Raw genomic sequence first — 16,298 nt, forward strand, 5'->3', positions numbered from 1 at the left:
GGAAATTCTGATGCGCGCTGCAATCGTCAACGGCCCCGGGGCAACGCCCGTCTGCGCCGAGTTCCCCGACCCTGAGCCGAAGCCGGGACAGGAGCCGCTCCACCTGGTCGGAGCGGGTCTGCACCATGTCGTGCGCGGGCTGGCGTCCGGTCGGCACTACGGCAGCGACCACGCCTACCCGCTGGTGCCCGGTGTGGACGCGGTGGCCCGTACCGCCGGCGGGAGCCTGGTCTACACGGGCTTCGCCCGTGCGCCGTGGGGCACGATGGCCGAGCGGCTGGTCACGCCGTTCGAGCTGGAGCTGCCGGCCGGGGCCGACCCCCTCGCCGTGGCTGCCGGGATGAACCCGGGCCTGTCCGGCTGGATGGTTCTGACCGCCAGGCGCAAGGAGGTGGGCCGACTCGGCACCGTGCTGGTGCTGGGGGCGACCGGCATGTCGGGCGCCCTGGCGGTGCGGGCTGCGCTGGCCCTCGGCGCAGACCGGGTGGTGGCCGCAGGTCGGGACCCGGAGGCGCTGGAGCGACTGCGGGAGCTGGGCGCTCTGCCGGTCTCGCTCGACCACGACGGCCCCGACGCCCTGGCCGCCGCTCTGGCCACGGCCGTCGACCAGGCCCCGCCCACGCTCGTGCTCGACTTCCTCTGGGGCGCGGTCGCCGAAGCAGCCTTCGCCGCCCTGGCCCGGGTCGGCATGAGCGAGGACGCCCCCGAGGTGGCGTACGTGCAGATCGGCTCGCTCGCCGGGGCGCGGGCCGCCGTGCCCGCCGCGCTGCTGCGCAGCCGCCGTATCCGGGTCACGGGCAGCGGCATCGGTTCGGTCTCCAAGGCCGAGATGCTCGCAGAGGCCCCCGCGGTCATGGCGCACTTCGCCGACGCAACCTTCCAGGCCCCCTACACCGCCTACCCGCTCGACCGGGTCGGCGAAGCCTGGGCACACCAGGGGCGGACCCGCGCCGTCGTCGTCCCGGACTGATCGACCCCGGAGCCGCGCATCCGATGGCTCCGGGCAATCCCGAATCGGCAAGGCGAAGGAGAGCACCATGCAGAAGCGAGCACTGGTCGTGGGACTCGGGATCGCGGGCATGTCCGCGGCGATCGGGTTGCGTGCGGCCGGATGGGCCCCGGTGATCGTCGAACGGGCGCCCGAACGACGGCGGGGCGGGTACTTCATCGGACTGCTGCCCGACGGCAGGCAGGCAGCAGTCGACCTGGGCATCAGCGAGGACCTGCACGTCCGCAACCCTCCCGACGCAGGCAAGGCGTGGGAGCTGGACCGTCACGGGAGGTCGGCGCCGGGGCTGGGATTCCTGCACCAGCCGGGCCGGCCCGCCGCGGTGGTCCGCGGCGACATCGAGGCCGCGCTCTGGCAGAGCATCGCCGGGACCGGCGGTGAGCCTGTCGAGGTGCGATTCGCCACGGCGCCCGCCGAGATCGACGACGGCGCCGACGACGTCGAGGTGGTGCTCGAGGACATCGGAACCGGCCACGAGTACCGTGAGCGCTTCGACCTGGTGGTGGGCGCCGACGGGATGCGCTCCAGCGTGCGTCGCATGGTCTTCGGACCGCACGAGGAGTACATGACGAACTGGAACGCGATGATCTGCGCCTTCCAGCTCGACGAGCAGGTGCCGTCCTATGGTGCGCAGGACAGCGTCATCAGTGCCCGCGCAGGGCGTGCGGCCTGGGTGTTCGGGTTGGCCGACCGGGCCCCCACCGCGCTGCTGACCTACCGCACCGCTGACATCGCCGAGCAGTTCACCGGGGACCGGGTCGAGCGACTGCGATCGGTCTTCTCCGGAATGGACGACCCGGCCGTGCGGCACGTCCTGGACGGGCTCGAACGGGCTCCGGAGTTCCTTTTCGACTCGGTGCACCAGGTGAAGATGTCCCGATGGAGCAAGGGCCGGACCGTGTTGGTCGGCGACGCGGCCTGGTGCCTGAACCTGTACTCGGGCATGGGCGCGACCAGCGCACTGCGCGGCGGCGACGCGCTCGGCAGGGCCCTGCGGGAGAACCCGGCCGACCTGCGTGCCGCACTGACCGCCTGGGAGTCGGGGTTGCGTCCCTCGATCCGGAGCCACCAGCGCACCGCACGGATCAAGCAGCAGATGTTCGTCCCCTCCGGCCGGGTCGCCGAGGTGCTCCGCTCGTTCATCCTGCGGCTCGGCGGCGCATGGCGTCGACGAAAGCTCGAGAAGGACCGTGCCGCTGCCCCGGTCGGCAGCGGTGCATCGGTGTAGACCGCGGTCCACGACGGCGACGGCACAGCGGACCGAACCGGCCTGCTCCCGTGCGGGCCGGGCGATCAGATCTGGCGTCAAGGCCTGGTCACCGGATCGAGCAGGGGGTGACCATGACCGGCGTCTTCGTGCACGGGGCCCGGGGCGCACCCGGTGGGCCCCGGGCCGGCCCTCGTGCGGCACGGGCGCTGCCGCGCTGCCTCCGGCAGTGCGGCAGCGCTCCACCGCGTGGTCCGAGCCGACGCCCCTTCCCCATCGAAGGAGTTCTGTGGAGAACAGCATGAGTACCCCCGCACCATCACACAGCGCGCCGCATACGCACTGGAGCCCGCGGTTGGGCGTGCAGATCGTGGCCCTGCTTCTGGCGAACATCGTGGCGGACACGGTCATCGTGGCCCCGCTGCTCGTCCTGCCCCAGATGCTCGACCACTTCGACACCACCCAGGCGGCCTGGATCAGCTCGAGCGCCATGTTGGCCGGAGCGATGTGGGCGCCGTTGTTCGGCAAGAGCGCCGACATCCACGGCAAACGCAAGATGCTCACGGTCGTACTGCTCATCGCCTGCGGGGGTGCGCTGGTCTGCGTGGCCGCTCCCACTCTCTGGGTCTTCATCCTGGGCCGGATGATGCAGGGCGCCGCCGTAGCGGCGGTCTTCCTCACCGCCGCCATCGTCCGCGACCTGTGCGCACCGAAGGTCGCGATGCCCGCCGTGGGGGCGGTCACCACGGGGGCCGGATTTCTGGGAATCGGGTTGAGCGTCCTGATCGAGGCCATGGCAGGGCAGTTCGGCTTCAAGGCGGTCTTCGCGGCCTCGGCCCTACTCGCGATCCTCGCAGTCGTCTGCATCCGCGCCGTGGTTCCGGATCACGGGGTCAGGACACCGGGACGCGTCGACGTGGTCGGGGCCCTGCTGCTCGGGGGCGGCCTGACCGCTGTGCTCGGGTACATCAGCCTCGGCTCCGGCCTCGGGTGGTTCAGCGCAGGGGCGCTCGCCCTGTTCGGCGTCGGAGCGGCGCTGTTGACCAGGTGGTTCCTGGTGAGCAGCCGGATACCCGAGCCCGTGATCGACATCAGGAACTTGGGGCGGCCGTTGCTGCTCACCCTCCTGGTCGTCGTGCTCGGCAGCGGTGCGGTGCAGAGCATGGACCAGCTCCTGAGTCTCATCGCGCAGGTCTCACCCGACCAGCAGCTCGGCTACGGCCTCGACGCGACAGGGTCGCTGAGTCTGCTGTTCGGTGTCCCGGCCGTCGGGATCATCATCGGTGGTCTGATCTCGGGCTGGGTGGCCGCACGCTTCGACCCGTCCGTCGCCCTGACCGGAGGCGTTCTGCTAGGAGTCGCGGGTGCCATCGGGATGTTCGCGGGTGCGGCCTCGTTCCCCGCCGCGATCTGCTTCGGCGTGCTGCTCAACGTCAGCATGGGGGCGCTGACGGCCTCCGGGTTCAACATGGCCGGCGAGCTCACGCCACCGGAGCGTCAGGGCGTGATCGCCAGCATGGTCACCGTCACCAGCGCGATCGGCTCGGTCTGCATGAGTTTCGTCGGAGCCGCCGTGCTGTCCTCGACCACCGTCGTCGTCGACGGGACCACGGTGAACTCCGCCACCGGGGTGTTCGGCTACATCGCCATCTCCGCAGGGGTCTTCCTGGCCGCCACGGTGCCCGCCTGCCTGTTGCTGGCACAACGGCGCCGTGCGGCGCGCGCCTCCGGCTCGCCCGTCCCCCGGGGCACTCCCGGTGACGGATGACGGCGGGACGCCCCCCGCCGGGCGAGGGTGTCGGGCGCCGGGGCGTGCCGCTATGTTCACGGGGTTCGCCGGGATGTGGTCGAAGCCAGGTTCCCTCGACCACGCCGGGGGCCCTGAGAGGTGAGGTCTTCAGCGACCTCGGGAGTTCCATGGGACCGAAGGGGAGCGTCACCGCGCCTGAGAGGCTCGACCCCGTGGAACCCTGTCGTGGCTCGGTGCGTGAAGAGCTGCGAGAACCGGCGCGGCAGCGGCCCGGATGCCGTCGCCCCGTTTCACGAGGGGCGGAAACAGCGGTGGCTTTGTCCTCCACCGGAGGCGGAAACCCGCTGGCCTGTGCGCATGCGGTTTCTCTCCGGGCCTGCGAAGATCATTTATGTGAGGTCCAATACTCCTTTGCGGGAGGAGGGGGTTTCTCGAAAAACTGCCTACACCCTGGCCTGTGGTTTCTCGAAGTCAGCGCTTCTCTTCGGGTGGCTGCGCCGTGGTCGGGGTTTCCTGTCCTCTTGACGCGTTTCGCAGGGGGTAGTAATTTTACGAGAAGCTTCGCCCGGTTCGGCGGAAAAGAAAAGCCCTCTCCGTGTCGCTCTTCCGGTGGTGCATTTTGCTTTCATTCCGGCCGGTGTCGATGTTCGGCCGATGTTCGGAGGTGCGGTGCTCGGGCGGTTGCATGCGCGAACGGGGCCGCGTCCAACTGAGGGTTCCTGGTTCAGGGGGAGGCATGACCGTCGTCGGCATAGGAGGCAGGGTCCTGGGCGGGGGCGGCCTTCACGCCTGCCTGCTTCTCCTGTTTCCTTGGAGCATATCCTCCGACGTGCACCCCCCGACGGCGTTCGCCGTTTTATCGGCGGCCTATGGGGCGCTGCTCCTGATAACGACTCTCCCGAGTCTTGTCGCGTTCGCTGTCGAGGTCAGGAGGAGAGCGCCCAGGGGCGGCTCGCGGGAATTCGGGGCGACCAAGGCGACCTCTGCCTCCGTGGCCGGTTTCTTCTACTTCGCCCTGCCGTTCTCCCTCGTTTTCACCGAGGGATTCACCGCCCTGAACACGGCGGTGTCCGTGATGGGATTCGCCATCGGCTTCCTCCTGCACAGGATGTTCCTGCGGCTCAGCTTCGAGGGATCGTCGCGTACAGCCTTCTTCCCCCTTCTCGCAATGGCGGCCCCTTTCCCGCTTCTCCTGATGAGGGCATGGCCGTTCTAGTGCTCCCCCGGAACCCTGCTCCCAGCGGCTCGGGGAGCCGATAGGGCCGCGCCTCCCCCGACCGGGGACGTGCCCGGACCGGTACGGGTTCCGGCGCACAGGGGTGGGGCCCCGCGCGGGGGTGCGCGGGGCCCCGAGGGGGGCGCGGGGGTCCGGTCAGTGGACGAAGAAGCCGTCGAAGCGGCCTCCCTCGCAGATCAGGCCGCTGGGGGAGTCCTCGCTCTCCTTGACGACGCCTCCGCCCTTCCTGCACATCTCCTCCGTGATGTACTCGGCCCCGGGGGGCGGTGGCGGTGCGGCCGCCGCGGGGGCGGCCGACGCCGTGAGGGCGGCGGCGGTCAGGGCGAGGGCGGCGAAGAGGATGCGCATCGGTTTCCTCTGAGCGTGTCGAGCGGGGTGCCTACGCCACAGGGATCCCCCGCTCTCGGGCCTGAAAACCCTGTGAGCTGCTGAGACGCGAAGACGGGCGCGGCATATCGCCACCAAGGGCCACGAGTCGCCCCCGACCTGGTGGCCAGGTCGGCGGCGGGCGCCGAGCGCCCGACGGGGCGGAGGGCCCCGAACCGGTCCCGGTGCGGGGTCTCGTCACAGGTTTCCGAGGGGACGTGTCGTGACGACCCTCACGGCACCGGCCAGGGACGATGTTGTACGTTGGGGTCGAGACCCGCTCCTCGGGTCAGCGGACGAGGGAGCCGTACCCGCGCCACGACAAGACGGCCTCGAAAGGGGCTTGTCCATGGCATGGTTCGTTCTCGTCGTCTCCGGGGTCCTGGAGGCCGTCTGGGCCACCGCCCTGGGCGCGTCGAAGGGTTTCTCCCGATGGCGCCCCACACTCCTGTTCGCCGTCGCCCTGGTCGCGAGCATGGCGGGTCTGGCCTGGGCCATGACCTCGCTGCCGACCGGCACCGCCTACGCCGTCTGGGTGGGCATCGGCGCCACGCTCACCGTCCTGTGGGGGTTCCTCACCGGCAAGGACCGCGCCACCTGGGGCAAGTCCCTGCTCCTGGTGCTGCTCATCGGTTCGATCATCGGTCTCAAGGCGGTGAGCTGACATGCCGTGGATCATCCTGCTCATCAGCGCGGTGTTCGAGGCCGTGTGGGCCACCGCACTGGGAATGTCCAACGGGTTCAGCGAACCCGGCCCGACCGTCGTGTTCCTCGTGGCACTGGCGATCAGCATGGCCGGCCTGGGCTGGGCGGCCAAGCACATCCCCATCGGCACCGCCTACGCGGTCTGGGTCGGCCTCGGCGCCGCGCTGACCGTGTTCTACGCGATGTTCACCGGCGGCGAGAGCGTCTCGGCGCTCAAGATCGTCTTCCTCGCCGGGATCATCGCCGCGGTCGTCGGCCTGAAGCTGGTGCCGGAGAAGACCGAACCGGCCCCCGAGTAGCCTCCGGGGCCGCGGGACACGTCGGAGGCCCCCGGCGCGACACGGTGTCGCGCCGGGGGCCTCTTCACGTTCGGGAGGCTCCTCGCGAGCGCGGCTTCCCGGCCGGGACCCGGCCCGGCGGCCCCCAGGGCGCTTCAGGCAGCGAAGGAGGCCAGGAGGTGGCTGACCAGCCGCTGCGCGCGGCGGTGGGGTTCGGCGGACGCGGCCAGACCGCCGACCGCCTCGAACAGCATCTCCACGTCGTCGGTGGTGATCCCGGCCCGTACGACCCCGGCCCCCCGGGCCCGGTCCAGCACCGCCGCCAGCTTCTCCCGGCCCTCGCGGGCGTGCCGTTCGGCGTGGGAGGGGAACCGGGCCGCGAACTCCGGTGAGCACACACGGCCCTCCACCTGGAGGATGGAGCAGCGCCGCAGCGCGTACTCCATGCCGCGCCAGGGGTCGGCATGGGCCAGGGCCGCGTCGAACACGTTCTCGTACTGCGCGGCCGAGTCCGCGAAGAGCTCCATGACCAGGGCGTCCTTGGTGGGAAAACGCCGGTAGAGCGTGGCCGTGCCCACCCCGGAGCGCCGGGCGACGGCCGCCATCGGCAGGTCCAGGCCGCGCTCGCGGAAGCACTCGTGGGCGGCCCGCAGGATGCGTCGGCGGTTGTCCTCGGCGTCGCGCCGCATCGGCGGGAGCGCCGGGCGGTCCGGGTCCGTGGCCGGCGCCGGTGCGCCGATCCGAGAAGTCCCCATGTCCCCGTCTCTCACTTGTGTCCCCGGGGCCATCACGGCGCGGCCCCGGTGCGTTGGTCGGGGAGTCGGCACAGGCCGCGCACCGCCCCCGGCGTTCGTAGCGGGGAACCGCGGTGCGCGGCCGGCCATTCCCGTCAACGAGGAGAGGTTCACCGTGAACACCATGCGCGCTGTCCGCTACGAGCGGTTCGGTCCGCCCGACGTCCTGACGATCGACCGGGTGCCCGTCCCCGACCCGGGGCCGGGGGAGGTGCTCGTGCGGGTCCACGCCGCGAGCGTGGGCGGAGGGGAGACCGAGATCCGCGCGGGCAGCCTCCGCCGGGTCATGGGTTCGCGCATGCCCCGCGGCCTCGGCGTCGACTTCTCGGGGAGGGTGTCGGGCGTGGGACCCGGGGTCGACCCCGCGCGGGTGGGGGAGGAGGTGCTGGGAATCCTGCCGCACATGGGGTTCGGGAGCACGGCCGACTTCGTCGCGGTCCCGCAGGAGAGGGTCGTGGCGGCCCCGGCCGGCCTCGACCCGGCCGGGGCGGCGGCGCTCCCGGCCTCGGGGACCACGGTCCTGACCGCCCTGGTGGCGAAGGCGCGCCTGCGCGAGGGGGAGCGGCTGCTGGTGCGCGGTGCCTCCGGCGGGGTCGGCAGCACGGCGGTGCAGGTCGGCCGGGCCCTGGGGGCGCACGTCACCGGTCTGGCCGGGCGGCGCAACCTCGACTGGGTCCGGGACCTGGGCGCCCACGAGGTGTTCGACCGCCGTGAGACCGGGCCCGCGGACCTGGGCCGGTTCGACGTCGTCCTCGACGTGGTGGGCTCCGAGCCGGGCGCCTACCGGAGGCTGCGCGCCCCGGGGGGCCGCTACCTCCCGCTGGCCATCGACCCCCGGCGCCCCCTGAGGTCGACCGCCGACACCCTCTGGTCCGCCGCCGTGGACCGCCGCAGGGTCCTGCCCTTCAGCAACAACCCCTCACGCGAGGACCTGACCGAACTCGTCCGGTACGTCGAGTCGGGTCGGCTCGTGCCCGTGGTGGACGAGGTGTTCCCGGTGGAGAGGGTGCGTGAGGCCCACCGGAGGGTGGAGAAGGGCGGGCTGCGCGGCAAGGTCGTGGTGGCGATGGGCGAGGACCCCGGCCCGCAGGGCTGACCGGGGGTCCCGGGCGGGCGGGGCCCGTCCGCCCGGGACCGTCCCGCGCCGCGGCTCCCGGGGCGACGCCCCGCCCCGGACCCGTTCCGGGGCGGGCGGGGCGACGGCGGTGTCAGCGCCCGACCGCGCCCGGGGGGCCGGACAACCGCGACCGCCCCACCGCGAGGTAGAAGGGGGAGGGCACGACCGGGGCCCGTCCGCGCAGGAGTCGGCGCAGGTTGAAGGCGGGCCACTTCGGAGCGGCCCTGACGGCCGTGTACATCAGCACGGCGCCGTCCGCTCCCTCCAGGGCGTGCAGCGCCGGACCGTAGACGCCGCGCGCCATCCACGCGGGAACACCGGGCCTGTCCGTGTCCAGCACCCGGACCGGGGCCGTCCAGTCGGCGCGGACGGGGCTCGGTTCGGGGGCCGTGGCGACCCAGAGGCCCTGGTCGGGGAAGCGCGGAGTGTTGTGCAGGTTCGCCCCCCTCGCCAGCACCATGACCCAGCGGTCGCCCACACGGTGGACGGCGTTGTCGAAGAAGCCCTCGTCGGGACCGGCGAAGACCCGCGGGGCGGACCACGCGATCCCGTCGGCGCTCTCGGCGACCCGGAGCTCGTAGTCGGGCAGCTCGCCCGGTCCGATCTCGTTCGGGTCGGCCTGGAACCACATCACGTAGCGGCCCCGGTGGTGGACCACGAGCGGTTCGAGCACGCTCGTCCGCGGTGCGCTGCCGCGCAGGACGGGCTCGTCGCGGCGCTCCCACCGTCCCCCGCGCTGCTCCAGGACCCCGATCGCGTAGCCGCTCCGGGGGCCGTAGTGCCTGGCCGTCGCGCGCCCGGTGTAGTAGATGCGCGCGGGCCGGCCGTCGACGGCGGGCACGTACGAGGGCGTGTGCATCCCCGCGCGGTCCCACCCGTCGCGGGGAGGGTCCGCGACGATCGGCCTCGCCCGGCCGCGCGCGTCGGCGTCGATCAGCCACCGCGCGGAGTCCATGCCCCCGCCGGGGGCCGGACGGGCCAGGTAGAGCCGGTTGCGGAACGTCGTGGAGAAGCCGCCCAGGAACATCGTCGCGACACCGTCGACCACGTGGAGGTCCGGGTCGCCGACGCCGAGCAGTCCTCGCGGCATCGGCCCGTCGACCATGTCCCACAGCGCCGTCGCACGACCTGGTCCATCGATGGAGAACACGTCTACCTCCGGGAATCGAACACGCCGAACGGCGCGGACTCCCCTGTGGACCAGGTAGGTCGTTGCCCCGAGGCTAGCAGCGCCGAGCGGCGGGGTACAGGGGGCGGAACGCCTCCCGGAGGGCCGCTGTCGCGGGGGCGGACCGCGGACGGGGGCACCGGCCGGGCGCGTCGGCCCCGCGCCCTAGGCTGGGGCGGTGAGCGAACCGATCATCGTGGCCCGTGGTGTGGACGTGGAACTGGGCGGAGTCCCGGTCCTGAGCGGGGTCGACCTCACGGTCGAGCCCGGGGAGGTGGTGGCGGTGCTCGGCGCCAACGGCGTCGGGAAGACCACCCTGCTGCGCTGCCTCGCCGGGCTGCAGAGCGCCTCCGGCAGCGTGAGCGTGCTGGGCCGGCCGCCCGTGGACGAGCCCGGCTTCTGGCGCGAGGTCGCCCTGGTCGGCGACGAGCCCACCTGGTACCCCGGACTGAGCGTGCGGGAGCACCTGGAGCTGATGAGCGGCGTGCACGGCCCGGGGCGGCTGGAGGTGGGGGCGGCCCTGGACCTGTTCGAGCTGGGCGGCTGCGCCGACCGGGCCCCGTCGTCGCTGTCGACCGGGCAGCGTCAGCGGCTGTCCCTGGCCATGGCGCTGCTGCGCCCCAGCCGGCTGCTGCTGCTGGACGAGCCGGAGCGCGGGCTCGACGCGGCCTTCCGGGAACGGCTCGCGGGGCTGCTCGCGGTCTACGCCGACGACGGCGGGACGGTGGTCATGGTGACGCACGACCCGCGGTTCGCCGAGGACGCCCGGCACATCGCCCTGGAGGCCGCCGCGTGAACGGGGTGGCGCAGGTCCGGGCGTTCGTCCGTGCCGGGGACCGCGGCCGCCGCACCTGGTCCGACCGGTACATCACCCTGTTCGGCCTGGGACTGCTGGTGGTGCTCGCGGCCCCGGCGGTCGGCCGGGCGGTGTCGGGGGTGCCCGCCGGCGCCGACCCGGCGCGGGCGGGCGCGGGCCTGGCCCTGGTCGCGCTGCTGCTGGCCGGCGCCCTGGTCCTCGCGCGCGGGCTCGGGCCCGTGGCGGTGTCGGCCGCGGACGCGGCGTGGCTGCTGCTCTCGCCGCTGCCGCGCCGGAGCGTGCTGACCCGCACGGCGGTGGTCCTGGCCGCGCTGTGCGCCGCGTTCGGCGCGGTCCTCGGCCTGGTGCTGCTGAGCGCACTCGGGGCCTCCGACGAGCTGACGCTGCGGCTGTTCGCGTCCCTGGTCACGGGCGTCGCGTGGACGCTGGGCGGGACGGCGGCAGCCGTCCTCGCCCAGGCGTTCCAGCCCTGGGACGGCCGGCTGGTCGCGACGGTGGCCGTCCTCGTGGTCGCGGGGGCCGCCGCGGTGGTCATGAGCGCCGGACCCGGACAGAGCGTGCTCACCGGTATCGCGTCGGCGCCCCCGGCGGCGTGGACGGCGGCGGCCACCGCGTCCGCTGCCGGGGCCGCCGGCCTCGCGGCACGGGCCTGGGCGGTCCTCGCGCGCATCCCGGCCCGCGCGGTGCTGGAGGCCTCGCGGCGGGTGGGGTTCGCGGCGGGCGCGTTCGTCGTCATGGACCCGGGTTCGCTGACCCTGGTCGCCGAGGACGCCCACTGGCGGTCGAGGGTCCTGAGGTCGCGCCCGTGGCCGTCGCGGCTGCGCGGCGCGGCGGCGGTGGCCTGGCTGGACTGGCGGCGGCTGGCGCGGCGGCCGGGACGGCTCGCGCTGATGGCTGCCGCGGCCGCCCTGCCCGTGCTGGCGGAGCGTGCGGGCGGCGGCGCGACGGCGGTGGCGGCCGTGCTCGCCGCGGGTGCGCTCGCGGTCGCCGCGGCGGGGACCGCCGGGGCGCGCCGGGACGCCGGGGACGCCTCGCTCGCGCGGCTGCTGGGCACGGGTCCGCGCGCGCTCCTCGCGGCGCGGTCGGTGCTGCCCGCCCTGCTCGGCGGCTCATGGCTGGCCCTGGCGCTGGCGGGACTGGACGTCGCGGGAGACGGCGCCGGCCTCTGGCCCCTCGGACTGCTGTGCGCGCCGGCGCTGGCGGCGGGGGCGCTGCGGATGGCGCGCCGCCGCCCCATCGAGCACGCGATGCCGGCCGTGGACACGCCCATGGGCCCGGTGCCGCTCGGTCCGCTGGTGTGGGCGATGGCCGGGGCCGACGTCGCCGTGCTCGGGTGCCTGCCCGCGCTCGTGGCGGTCGCCGCCGGGGCGACCGGCCCGCTGCTCGCGGCGCAGGCGGTCTGGGGCGCGGCGGTGCTGGCGGCCTACTGCGCCGCCCCGAGGAGGGCGTAGGGACGGCGGCCGGGCCGGTCCGCCGGAAGCCGGGTGCTCAGTCCCCGCGTCCCCAGGGGCGCTCGCCCGGGCCGGCCGTCACGGTCTTCCCGATGTGGCTCCGGAGCGCTTCACGCGAGGACGTGAGCGCTTCGATCTGCCCGGTCAGCCGGTCCTCGCGGGCTCGCATGAGAGCCAGTAGTTCGGGACAGCTCACGAAGTCGGGGGCCTCCCCGAGCACACAGGGCATCATCGAGGCGATGTCCCTGGTGGACATCCCCGAGTCGATCAAGGACCTGATCTGGTTCACCCTCGCCACGGCGTCCTCGGGGTACTCGCGGTACCCGTTCGTGCCGCGGTCCGGCTCCAGGAGTCCCTGCGCCTCGTAGTACCGCAGTTGGTGCGCACCGACACCCGTCCGGCGGCTCAGCTCCCCGACCAGCACCAGAAAGCTCCTTGACCTTCATACCGGTATGAACGTTGAAGATTGTGCCATGGGCGACAGCCCCGGTTCCTCCGTCGGTGCGCCCGGACTGCTGGGGAACGCCCCCGCTGCCGGGCACGGCGGGCCCGACCGCCACGTCCTGATCGAAGCATCCGACGAGAGGTGGGGAACCCCGTGACCATGGAAAGCGCCGAGACCGTCTCCCGGACGGCGGCCGTGTACATCTCGATCTGGAACGAGCGAGACCCCCGGGCCCGCCGTGCCCTCGGGAACGAGGTCTTCGCTCCGCACGCGGTGTACACGGACCCCGCAACCGTGGCCGAGGGCGTGTCGGCCATCGACTCCTACATCGCCGGCTGGCAGGAGCAGTTCGCCGGCATGGTGTTCCGGCTCGGTGAAGTCCGCGCCCACCACGGCCTGGCCCACTTCGACTGGAGCTTCGGCAGGCCCGGCGAACCTGCGGTGGGCGACGGCTGGGACGTCATGGTGCTGGAGAACGGCGGGATCAGCAGGATCTACGGCTTCTTCGCCCAGGGGCCGTCGTGAAAGCGGATCCTGTCCGTCGGGGACCCTGCCCCGTGGGACGCGGGGCCCCGACGAACGCCTGATGAGCCCGGATCGTCGGCCCGGGGCCCGGCGGCGATCACCGGGCGCGGCGGTCACCGGTTCCTTCGTGCTTGGCCGAGGGCGAGCCCGCAGGCCGCGAACCCCGTGGCGACGAGGACGACCGTGCGGCTGCCCCGCCGGACCTCGAGGGAGACGCCGGCGAGGACCGGGCGCTTCCCGTAGGACTTCCTGAGGCCGGTCACCGCGACCGAGGTGTGTTCGAGCACGGGCGTCACCCTACCTACCGTCAGGTAGGGCGGCAGGTCCGGAGGCTCCCGGCCGGTGGCGCCATAGCGTTCGATTTCCATTCATTGCAATGCATGGCGTGGAGTTGTTGCGTTAGATTCAAAACCAAAGCAACGATTTCGCGGAAACTACCTGCAATTATAGGTTTTTCTCGCAACGAAGGTGTTGCCGACTATGCGAATGCAACGTAGCTTTTCCTTCATCGGAAACAGCGGGTCGCAAGGATCCGCCGCACGAGGAGGACAAGCACGATGCACACGTTCACCACCCCCGCCCCCGTCACCGCCGTCCTGGACGTCCCCGGCGCCCACATCAGCCTCACCGCCGCCGACCGCGCCGACACCACCGTCGAGGTCCTGCCCGCCGACCCCGCCAGGAGCCGAGACGTCAAGGCCGCCGAGCGCACCGCCGTGGACCTCGCCGACGGGGTCCTGAGCATCCGGACCGCGCCCGCCGAGAACCGGATCCTGGGTGACACCGGCTCCGTGCGGATCGTCGTCCACCTGCCCGCCGGCTCGGCCCTCCGGGCCGAAGCCGCCGACGCCCGGCTGCACAGCACCGGACGCCTGGGCGAGATCACCCTCGAAGCCGCCCGTGCCACGGTCGAACTCGACCACACCGCCGAGGCCCGCCTCACCCTGCTGGCCGGCGACGTCTCACTGGCCCGCCTCGAAGGCTCCGCCCGGATCAGCACCTCCAAGGGCGACATCGCCGTCACCGAGGCCGTGCGCGGCACCGTCGAGCTGAGCACCGAGTCCGGAAGCATCTCGATCGGCGCCGCCCCCGGCGTCTCGGCCTCCCTGGACGCCGGAACCCCCTACGGCCGTATCCACAACGCCCTCAGGAACGACGGCGCCCCCGACCTGCACATCCGCGCCACCACCGCCCGCAGCCTGTAGCCCGGCCGACCCCGTCCCGTACCGACAGTCGAAGGAGAACACCACCATGTCCGCCACCTCCGCCGAGCAGGACCGCCCGGAACTCCAGAAGATCATCCAGGACGTCGTCGGCCCCGGTTTCGTCGGGATCCAGATGCGCGTGAACGACGAGCGGGGGGAGTGGGCCGGCAGTGCCGGGGCCCGCGAGCTGGGCTCCCCCGAGAAGCCGCCGACCGACGGGCACTTCCGGATCGGCAGCAGCACCAAGACCTTCACCGCGACCGTGGTGCTGCAGCTGGTGGCCGAGGGAAGACTCGGTCTGGAGGACCCGGTGGCCGACCACCTCCCCGGGTTCGGGCTGGACCGGAGGATCACGGTGCGGATGCTGCTACAGCACACCAGCGGCATCTTCAACTTCACCGGCGAGCACTACGAGGACGGCACGGTCGTGCCCGGGATCACCTGGGCGGGCCGGGAGTGGGTGGAGAGCCGGTTCAGGACCTACCGGCCCGAGGAGCTGGTGGAGCTGTCGCTGTCCAGTCCGGCGCGGTTCGAGCCGGGCGCGGACTGGAGCTACGCCAACACCAACTACGTGCTGGCCAGGCTGCTGGTCGAGAAGGTCACCGGCCACCCGCTCGCCGAGGAGATGCGGCGTTCGGTCCTGGGCCCCCTCGGGCTGACGGGGACCGTCGTGCCGACCACCGGGCCGGAGCTCCCCGAACCGCACGCCCACGCCTACTACCGGTACGAGGAGGACGGCGAGGAGAGGACGGTCGACGTCACCCGCCAGAACCCCTCGTGGATCTCCAGCGGCGGCGACATGGTCTCCACCACCCGGGACCTCCACGTGTTCGTCTCCGCGCTGCTGGGCGGCAGGCTCCTGCCGGCCCCGCTCCTGGCCGAGATGTGCACGCCGCATCCCAAGGCGGGCTACGGCCTCGGGGTGTTCGTGCAGGAGACCCCGGGCGGGGGCACCGTCATCACCCACAACGGGGGTATCGCGGGCTACGCGGCGCTGATGTACGGCACGCCCGACGGCAGCAGGACCCTGACCGCTTCGCTGACCTACGTGGACGACGCCGGGCAGTCCCTGGCGGGGGAGTTCCAGGAGGTGACGCGGAGGCTCGTCGGGGAGGTGTTCGGAAGCGGGGAGGGCGCCGCGGCCGAGCCGGCCCGGTAGACGGCTCCGGGGCCCCGGGCACGGCCACACCGGGCAGGTCGGGCCGTCGTCGTGCCGGGCCGGGGCAACCGCGCGCCTCAGCCGTAGCTGGTGTCGCGCCAGTCGACCCTGCGGCCGTTGACGGAGCCGCCCCATTCCAGGCAGGAGCCGCGCCCGTCCACGTACACCGGTCCGGGGTACGGATCGGGTAGGCCCGGCGTCGGCTCCCCGGCCCTGTTCAGCCAGACATCCACGGCAGCGGTGCCCGGATTCTCGGGAATGGTGACCGCGCAGTTGTAGCCGTTGGAGTTGTTGTAGGTGAGGTGGACGGTGCCCTGGTTGCCGGGTATCCGGAGGGAGTTGACCACCTGGTAGCCCGTTCCGCAGGCACCGTTGTAGGCGGCGGCGGAGGCGGGAGTTGCGGTGGAGGCCGCGCCCGCGAGGAGGGTGAGCGTCGCGACGGCGATGGTCAGGCTTTTCCTGAGCAGTCGCACGGGGCGGGTCCGTTCGTTCGGGGCCCGCACCCTCGCGGGGGTGCGGGCCGTCGTCGTGCCGGGCCGGGAGCCCGTGCGCCTCAGCCGCAGTTGGTGGCGATCCTCGTGACCTGGTGGCCGTTGATGGTGCCCGTCCAGTCCATGCAGGTGTCGCTCCCGTGTACGTAGACCGGGCCGGCGTAGGTGGTGAAGTCGCCCGAGTCGTACCTGGCCGAGCTCTCGTCGCCGGTCCTGCGCAGGCCGACGAGCATGGGCAGTGCGGCGCCCGGGTTGTTGCGGATGGTGACCGCGCAGTTGTAGCCGTTGGAGTTGTTGTAGGTGAGGAAGAGGGTGCCCTGGTTGTTGGGCACCTGGGCAGAGTTGACGACGTTGTAGCCCGTTCCGCAGGCGCCGTTGTAGGCGGCGGCGGAGGCGGGGGCCGCGGCGATCGCGCCGCCGGCCAGGAGCGCGAGGGTGGCGGTGGCGGTGGCGAGGCTTTTCCTGAGCAGTCGCACGGGGGGATCCGTTCGTTCGGTGGTTGGGCCCCTCAAGCTTGACGGGTTCTCCCGGAAACGTCCTTGGCCGGGAGTGACCACTTTCTTGATCCTCGGTC

The 16,298-nt window shown here is 72.7% G+C and carries 20 protein-coding genes and 1 riboswitch; of the genes, 13 read left to right on the forward strand and 7 right to left on the reverse strand.

Features of this window, described 5'->3' with window-relative positions; genetic code table 11:
• Positions 1-10 precede the first annotated feature (10 nt).
• From OUQ99_RS12620 to OUQ99_RS12635, 4 genes are all read left to right on the forward strand, one after another.
• Positions 11-970: a hypothetical protein gene (locus tag OUQ99_RS12620; RefSeq protein WP_267949630.1), complete on the forward strand. Its 960-nt coding sequence runs from the start codon at positions 11-13 to the stop codon at positions 968-970.
• Positions 971-1,037: 67 nt separating this feature from the next.
• Complete coding sequence (locus OUQ99_RS12625) at positions 1,038-2,237, forward strand: FAD-dependent monooxygenase (protein WP_267949631.1); 1,200 nt, start codon at positions 1,038-1,040, stop codon at positions 2,235-2,237.
• A gap of 340 nt (positions 2,238-2,577) precedes the next feature.
• A complete protein-coding gene (locus tag OUQ99_RS12630; RefSeq protein WP_267950361.1) occupies positions 2,578-3,984 on the forward strand; it encodes an MFS transporter in 1,407 nt (468 codons plus the stop codon).
• Positions 3,985-4,702: 718 nt separating this feature from the next.
• On the forward strand, positions 4,703-5,182 hold the full coding sequence (locus tag OUQ99_RS12635) for a hypothetical protein (RefSeq protein WP_267949632.1): 480 nt from the start codon (positions 4,703-4,705) through the stop codon (positions 5,180-5,182).
• 156 nt (positions 5,183-5,338) lie between these two features.
• On the opposite strand, the gene OUQ99_RS12640 is transcribed toward OUQ99_RS12635, so the two are convergent.
• Positions 5,339-5,551 carry a hypothetical protein gene (locus tag OUQ99_RS12640; protein WP_267949633.1) on the reverse strand — a complete coding sequence of 71 codons (213 nt, stop codon included), beginning with the start codon at positions 5,549-5,551 and terminating at the stop codon, positions 5,339-5,341.
• Positions 5,552-5,839: 288 nt separating this feature from the next.
• A riboswitch (guanidine-III (ykkC-III) riboswitch) is annotated at positions 5,840-5,906 on the forward strand.
• A gap of 12 nt (positions 5,907-5,918) precedes the next feature.
• On the opposite strand from OUQ99_RS12640, the gene OUQ99_RS12645 reads away from it, so the two are divergent.
• The gene (locus tag OUQ99_RS12645) at positions 5,919-6,233 is read left to right on the forward strand and encodes a DMT family transporter (RefSeq protein ID WP_267949634.1); all 315 of its coding nucleotides are present in this window, start codon (positions 5,919-5,921) and stop codon (positions 6,231-6,233) included.
• A 1-nt stretch (position 6,234) separates the two neighbouring features.
• A complete protein-coding gene (locus tag OUQ99_RS12650) occupies positions 6,235-6,573 on the forward strand; it encodes a DMT family transporter (RefSeq protein ID WP_267949635.1) in 339 nt (112 codons plus the stop codon).
• A 134-nt stretch (positions 6,574-6,707) separates the two neighbouring features.
• Here OUQ99_RS12650 and OUQ99_RS12655 read toward each other — a convergent pair whose 3' ends face one another.
• Positions 6,708-7,307, reverse strand: coding sequence for a TetR/AcrR family transcriptional regulator (locus tag OUQ99_RS12655; protein WP_267949636.1), 600 nt, complete (start codon positions 7,305-7,307; stop codon positions 6,708-6,710).
• 163 nt (positions 7,308-7,470) lie between these two features.
• Here OUQ99_RS12655 and OUQ99_RS12660 point away from each other — a divergent pair, with 163 nt between their 5' ends.
• On the forward strand, positions 7,471-8,442 hold the full coding sequence (locus tag OUQ99_RS12660) for an NAD(P)-dependent alcohol dehydrogenase (protein ID WP_267950362.1): 972 nt from the start codon (positions 7,471-7,473) through the stop codon (positions 8,440-8,442).
• Positions 8,443-8,554: 112 nt separating this feature from the next.
• Here OUQ99_RS12660 and OUQ99_RS12665 read toward each other — a convergent pair whose 3' ends face one another.
• Positions 8,555-9,613 (reverse strand): hypothetical protein, encoded by a 1,059-nt coding sequence (locus tag OUQ99_RS12665; RefSeq protein ID WP_267949637.1) that lies wholly within the window; start codon positions 9,611-9,613, stop codon positions 8,555-8,557.
• Positions 9,614-9,809: 196 nt separating this feature from the next.
• On the opposite strand from OUQ99_RS12665, the gene OUQ99_RS12670 reads away from it, so the two are divergent.
• Both OUQ99_RS12670 and OUQ99_RS12675 read left to right on the forward strand, forming a co-directional pair.
• Positions 9,810-10,427: an ABC transporter ATP-binding protein gene (locus tag OUQ99_RS12670; protein ID WP_267949638.1), complete on the forward strand. Its 618-nt coding sequence runs from the start codon at positions 9,810-9,812 to the stop codon at positions 10,425-10,427.
• The gene (locus OUQ99_RS12675; protein ID WP_267949639.1) at positions 10,424-11,899 is read left to right on the forward strand and encodes a DUF6297 family protein; all 1,476 of its coding nucleotides are present in this window, start codon (positions 10,424-10,426) and stop codon (positions 11,897-11,899) included. Before OUQ99_RS12670 ends, OUQ99_RS12675 begins: the two co-directional genes overlap by 4 nt.
• 37 nt (positions 11,900-11,936) lie before the next feature.
• On the opposite strand, the gene OUQ99_RS12680 is transcribed toward OUQ99_RS12675, so the two are convergent.
• Entirely contained in the window at positions 11,937-12,323 is a 387-nt protein-coding gene (locus OUQ99_RS12680) for a MerR family transcriptional regulator (RefSeq protein WP_267949640.1), read from the reverse strand.
• A gap of 49 nt (positions 12,324-12,372) precedes the next feature.
• Here OUQ99_RS12680 and OUQ99_RS12685 point away from each other — a divergent pair, with 49 nt between their 5' ends.
• Entirely contained in the window at positions 12,373-12,501 is a 129-nt protein-coding gene (locus tag OUQ99_RS12685; protein ID WP_267949641.1) for a hypothetical protein, read from the forward strand.
• Between the two features lie 2 nt (positions 12,502-12,503).
• A complete protein-coding gene (locus OUQ99_RS12690; protein WP_267950363.1) occupies positions 12,504-12,869 on the forward strand; it encodes a nuclear transport factor 2 family protein in 366 nt (121 codons plus the stop codon).
• Positions 12,870-12,982: 113 nt separating this feature from the next.
• Here the strand turns inward: OUQ99_RS12690 and OUQ99_RS12695 are convergent, their stop codons facing one another.
• Complete coding sequence (locus tag OUQ99_RS12695) at positions 12,983-13,156, reverse strand: hypothetical protein (RefSeq protein ID WP_267949642.1); 174 nt, start codon at positions 13,154-13,156, stop codon at positions 12,983-12,985.
• Between the two features lie 270 nt (positions 13,157-13,426).
• On the opposite strand from OUQ99_RS12695, the gene OUQ99_RS12700 reads away from it, so the two are divergent.
• Positions 13,427-14,074 carry a DUF4097 family beta strand repeat-containing protein gene (locus OUQ99_RS12700; RefSeq protein ID WP_267949643.1) on the forward strand — a complete coding sequence of 216 codons (648 nt, stop codon included), beginning with the start codon at positions 13,427-13,429 and terminating at the stop codon, positions 14,072-14,074.
• 46 nt (positions 14,075-14,120) lie between these two features.
• The gene (locus OUQ99_RS12705; protein WP_267949644.1) at positions 14,121-15,233 is read left to right on the forward strand and encodes a serine hydrolase domain-containing protein; all 1,113 of its coding nucleotides are present in this window, start codon (positions 14,121-14,123) and stop codon (positions 15,231-15,233) included.
• 77 nt (positions 15,234-15,310) lie between these two features.
• Here OUQ99_RS12705 and OUQ99_RS12710 read toward each other — a convergent pair whose 3' ends face one another.
• On the reverse strand, positions 15,311-15,706 hold the full coding sequence (locus OUQ99_RS12710) for a spore-associated protein A (RefSeq protein ID WP_267949645.1): 396 nt from the start codon (positions 15,704-15,706) through the stop codon (positions 15,311-15,313).
• Positions 15,707-15,786: 80 nt separating this feature from the next.
• Positions 15,787-16,200, reverse strand: coding sequence for a spore-associated protein A (locus OUQ99_RS12715; protein ID WP_267949646.1), 414 nt, complete (start codon positions 16,198-16,200; stop codon positions 15,787-15,789).
• Positions 16,201-16,298: the final 98 nt, after the last annotated feature.

It is taken from the genome of Streptomonospora nanhaiensis, from assembly GCF_026642255.1.
Classification (GTDB): domain Bacteria; phylum Actinomycetota; class Actinomycetes; order Streptosporangiales; family Streptosporangiaceae; genus Nocardiopsis; species Nocardiopsis tropica.